4 protein-coding genes and 1 pseudogene are annotated in these 4,133 nt (G+C 69.2%); 3 read left to right on the top strand and 2 right to left on the bottom strand.

Features of this window, described 5'->3' with window-relative positions; all coding sequences use genetic code 11:
* Window positions 1–349 (bottom strand): annotated as a pseudogene (locus GRX66_RS17030) (HD domain-containing protein); the annotation flags it as partial.
* 231 nt (window positions 350–580) lie between these two features.
* Here GRX66_RS17030 and GRX66_RS17025 point away from each other — a divergent pair.
* The 3 genes from GRX66_RS17025 (at window position 581) to GRX66_RS17015 (ending at window position 3,469) form a co-directional block, all read left to right on the top strand.
* Window positions 581–1,270 carry a type 1 glutamine amidotransferase gene (locus tag GRX66_RS17025; protein ID WP_159527581.1) on the top strand — a complete coding sequence of 230 codons (690 nt, stop codon included), beginning with the start codon at window positions 581–583 and terminating at the stop codon, window positions 1,268–1,270.
* Between the two features lie 81 nt (window positions 1,271–1,351).
* On the top strand, window positions 1,352–2,512 hold the full coding sequence (locus GRX66_RS17020; RefSeq protein WP_159527580.1) for an acyl-CoA dehydrogenase family protein: 1,161 nt from the start codon (window positions 1,352–1,354) through the stop codon (window positions 2,510–2,512).
* Window positions 2,513–2,578: 66 nt separating this feature from the next.
* The gene (locus GRX66_RS17015) at window positions 2,579–3,469 is read left to right on the top strand and encodes a hypothetical protein (protein ID WP_159527579.1); all 891 of its coding nucleotides are present in this window, start codon (window positions 2,579–2,581) and stop codon (window positions 3,467–3,469) included.
* Window positions 3,470–3,485: 16 nt separating this feature from the next.
* Here GRX66_RS17015 and GRX66_RS17010 read toward each other — a convergent pair whose 3' ends face one another.
* The gene (locus tag GRX66_RS17010; protein WP_159527578.1) at window positions 3,486–3,857 is read right to left on the bottom strand and encodes a thiol-disulfide oxidoreductase DCC family protein; all 372 of its coding nucleotides are present in this window, start codon (window positions 3,855–3,857) and stop codon (window positions 3,486–3,488) included.
* Window positions 3,858–4,133 lie beyond the last annotated feature (276 nt).

The following is a 4,133-nucleotide window of genomic DNA, read 5'->3' as shown; positions in this document are numbered from 1 at the left end:
GCGACGAGGTGGGCGACGTCGTCCGTGGTGGCGGCCGAGGTGGCGTTCGATCAGTGCCCTCCGGTCTGGCGGCCGTCGGGCCGTGACCGACGTCGTGGAGGAGCGCGGCGGCGCGCACGGTGTCGGCGCGAGCGCCCGTGACGTCGAGGTGCTCGAGCGCGCGGTCCGCGAGGTGGAACACGCCCAGCGAGTGCTCGAAGCGCGTGTGGTTCGCCGACGGGTAGACGAGCCGAATCGTGCTCAACTGCTTGATGTGGCGGAGTCGCTGGACGGGCGGCGTGTCCAGCAGTGCCTCCGCGACGCCGTCGACCTCGATGTAGTCGTGGACGCTGTCCTTGATTGCGCGCATCCCTACCGGAGGAGGGAGCGACCGCCTCAAAGGTGGTTCGGAGACGTCGCGAACCTTTGACGGCGACGGTGGAGTTAAACCGTTTCGTGCCATAGTGTACCATGCAGCGCACAGCTCGGGACGAGCAACGACGGGAAAGCCCGGGGCGGCACGTCATCCCCGCCTCCGGGGTCACGACACGACTGGCCACCGACGAAACGACCTTTTACCTGCGCGAACTACCACGAGTCGATGAGTCGGCCACGCATCGCGTTACTGAACGCCGCCCACGACCCCACCGACACGACGCGGAACTTCCGCCGGGAACTCGACGCCGACCTCGCGGAGTTCCACGTCGTCGACGGCGACGTGCCGTCCCATCGTGAGTTCGATGGCGTTGTCGTCACTGGGTCGCGGTCGTCGGTGTACTGGGACGAGGACTGGATTCCGCCGCTCGTGGAGTACGCCGCGGACTGCCACGACGCCGGCGTTCCCGTCCTCGGCGTCTGTTTCGGGCACCAGGTGCTGGCGGCCGCGCTCGGCGGCGACGTGGCCGACATGGGCGAATACGAGATCGGCTACCGGGAGATCGACCGCACCGCCGCCGACCCCGTCTTCGACGGCGTCGGCGAGACGTTCACGGCGTTCACGACCCACTCCGACGCCGTCGTCGACCTCCCGCCGGGCGCGGAACTGCTCGCGGAGAACGAGTACGGGATCCACGCGTTCCGGGCCGGCCGGTCCGTCGGCGTCCAGTTCCACCCCGAGTACGACACGGCGACCGCCGAGCGCGTCACGAAGCGGAAAGACGACCTGAGCCAGGAGCGGGAGAGCGAGGTGCTCGCGGGCATCGACGACGAGAACTACGCGGCGGCCTGCGAGACCAAACAGCTCTTCGAGAACTTCACGCAGTCGCTGGTCGAACCGCGGCCCGCGGACTGACACCGCGTCGCTCGGCGGGTCGGCAACGCACGTGTCGCCGGACTAGGAGGCTTTTTGACCGGCGCTCCCCCAGTAGAGACCATGCTAGACTACGTCGACCTGGAGGCCGACCTCTCCGCCGAGGAGACGCTCATCCGGGACACCGCCCGCGAGTTCGTCGCCGAGAACGTCCAGCCGGACGTCGCCGAGCACTACCTCGAGGGCACGTTCCCCACGGACCTCATCCCAGAGATGGGCGAACTCGGGTTCTACGCGCCGAACCTCGACGGCTACGGCCTGCCGAACGTCAGCGAGAAAGCCTACGGCCTCCTGATGCAGGAACTCGAAGCGTGCGACTCCGGGCTGCGGTCGATGGCGAGCGTGCAGGGCGCGCTCGTCATGTACCCGATTCACGCCTTCGGCAGCGACGACCAGAAGGACCGCTGGCTGCCCGCGCTCGGCGAGGGCGAGGCCGTCGGCTGCTTCGGGCTCACCGAACCCGAGCACGGCTCGAACCCCTCCGCGATGGAGACCAGCGCCGAGCGCGTCGGCGACGAGTACGTCCTGAACGGCTCGAAGACGTGGATCACGAACTCCCCCATCGCGGACGTCGCCGTCGTCTGGGCGCGCGACGAGTCCGAGGACGGCACCGTCCGCGGGTTCCTCGTCGAGACGGACCGCGACGGCGTCACCACGAACAAGATCGGCGAGAAGCTCAGTCTGCGCGCCTCGATCACGGGCGAGATCAGCCTCCAGAACGTCACCGTCCCGGTCGAGAACCGGCTGCCGGGCGTCGAGGGCATGAAGGGGCCGCTGTCCTGCCTGACGCAGGCCCGGTACGGCATCGCGTGGGGCGCGGTCGGCGCGGCCCGCGACTGCTTCGAGACGGCCCGCGACTACGCCACCGACCGCGAGCAGTTCGGCCAGCCCATCGGCGGCTTCCAGATGCAACAGGACAAGCTCGCGGAGATGGCCACCCAGATAACGACCAGCCAGCTGCTCGCCCACCGGCTCGCCGATCTCAAGGAACGCGGCGACCTCCGCCCGCAGCACGTCTCGATGGCCAAACGCAACAACGTCCGGATGGCCCGCGATCAGGCCCGGATCGCCCGCGAGATGCTCGGCGGGAACGGCATCACCACGGACTACTCGCCGATGCGCCACATGGCGAACATGGAGACCGTCTACACGTACGAGGGCACCCACGACATCCACACGCTGATTCTCGGCGAGGACCTCACCGGGATTCCGGCCTACCAATAAGCGGCGACGTCGAGCGTCATTTCACTCCCGACAAGACACTTACCGGTTCCTCGGGAAGACCGAGCCATGGTCTCCCGCAGACGCCTCCTCCAAACGACTGGTACGGCCATGCTCGCGGCGGTCACCGGCTGTGCGAGCAGCGACGGTGACGCGGCGACAGAGTCGACCGAGGAGCCGACGACGGCGGCGACCGGCGACTCGACGACGGAACGCGAGGGACAGCGACAACTCGCTGGCGAACAGGTGGCCGCCAGCGACGTCCCGGACGGCGCGACGGTCAGCGTCACGACGCCGGAACTCTACAGCCTGGTCCTCGACGCGGCGAGTGCGGACGGCCGCGTGGACCTCCAGTCTGGCGGCGACGCCGACCGCAACGAGACGCTGGCCCTCGGCCAGTTCGAGTACGTCGAGTTCCGCGGCGAGACGTACGAGCCGACGGCGTCGTTCGCGGCGTTCGCGGCTGAGGCCGCCTACAAGTACACACTCGAAGCAGTCGACGACGGCGAGGTCGAGGAGGACGACGAGGTCGCGAGCTACGACTCGCTGAACGACGCCGAGCGAGCGGCCGTCGACCGCCTCCTGAACGGGTCGGTCACCATCGGCCACCACGAGGACCGAACGGCGGACGACGTCCGTGACGTCACGGGCTACGAGTACGTCCGCGTCGACGGGCAGACCTATCGGCCGCAGACGACGGTCGGCGACTACGGCCCCCACCACATGCTCCGCCTGGACGCCGCCGACCCCGGCGAGGACGCGCAGGTCGTCAGAATCGCCGACGACGTCCCCGACGCGGGGTGGCGCGGCGCCGTCACCACCGTCGCGAGCGAGGACCGGACGCTCCTCCTCGACGAGGTGCCGGACTCGGACGAACTCACAGAGTACGTCGAAACGGTCGATTACTTCGCGAGCGCCGCAGCGGTCGCCGCGGTCAGCGTCGTCGGGGACGCCGAGTAGGCGTGCGCACGGCGCGTCACTGCTTCGCGGGCGGGTCGTCGCGAACGATTTTCCCGAGGAGGACGCGGTTGTTCGCGCCCCACCGGTAGAGTCGCTCGCGGAGCCACTCGTAGCCCGGAACCTGGCGGAGCACCGCGAACGCGGGCGCGAGGAACGGGAAGTCGTACGCGAGCGCGCGCTCGACGGCCTCCCCGCACGAGTAGACGGCGTCGTCGGTGAGGAGGTGCGTGCACCTCTCGTAGTCGTCGGGGAGCCGGGCGAGCTGGTCGGGCGTCAGCTCCTCGAAGCCGACGAGTTCGACGTCGCCGTGGCGCGCCGTGAACCGCGCGCACCACGTGCAGAACCCGCACTCGTCGTCGTAGACAACCCGCGGCGGATGCTCGGTCATGTCACGAACTTGGTGTGCCGGGACAAGAAAGGCGTCGGTCGGCCCGGGCGGGCCCGGGCGCTCGACCCGGTTCGTCGCCGCAGTCAGTCGAGCCTGGTTCGCTCGTCGCCGCAGTCAGTCGAAGCTGCCGGTGACCGCGCCGCACTCCTCGCAGACGGCCCGGATTTCGGAGTGGTCGTCGGCGAGTTCGATCGAGTGGGAGGTCCGTTCGCCGCAGTCCTCGCACTCGCGGAGAATCTCCGTCTCGCCGGCGTCCTGCGGCGCGCCGATTGCCAG

It is taken from the genome of Halobacterium bonnevillei (genome assembly GCF_009831555.1).
Lineage (GTDB): Archaea > Halobacteriota > Halobacteria > Halobacteriales > Halobacteriaceae > Halobacterium > Halobacterium bonnevillei.
This window is presented reverse-complemented; position numbering and strand designations above follow the sequence as displayed.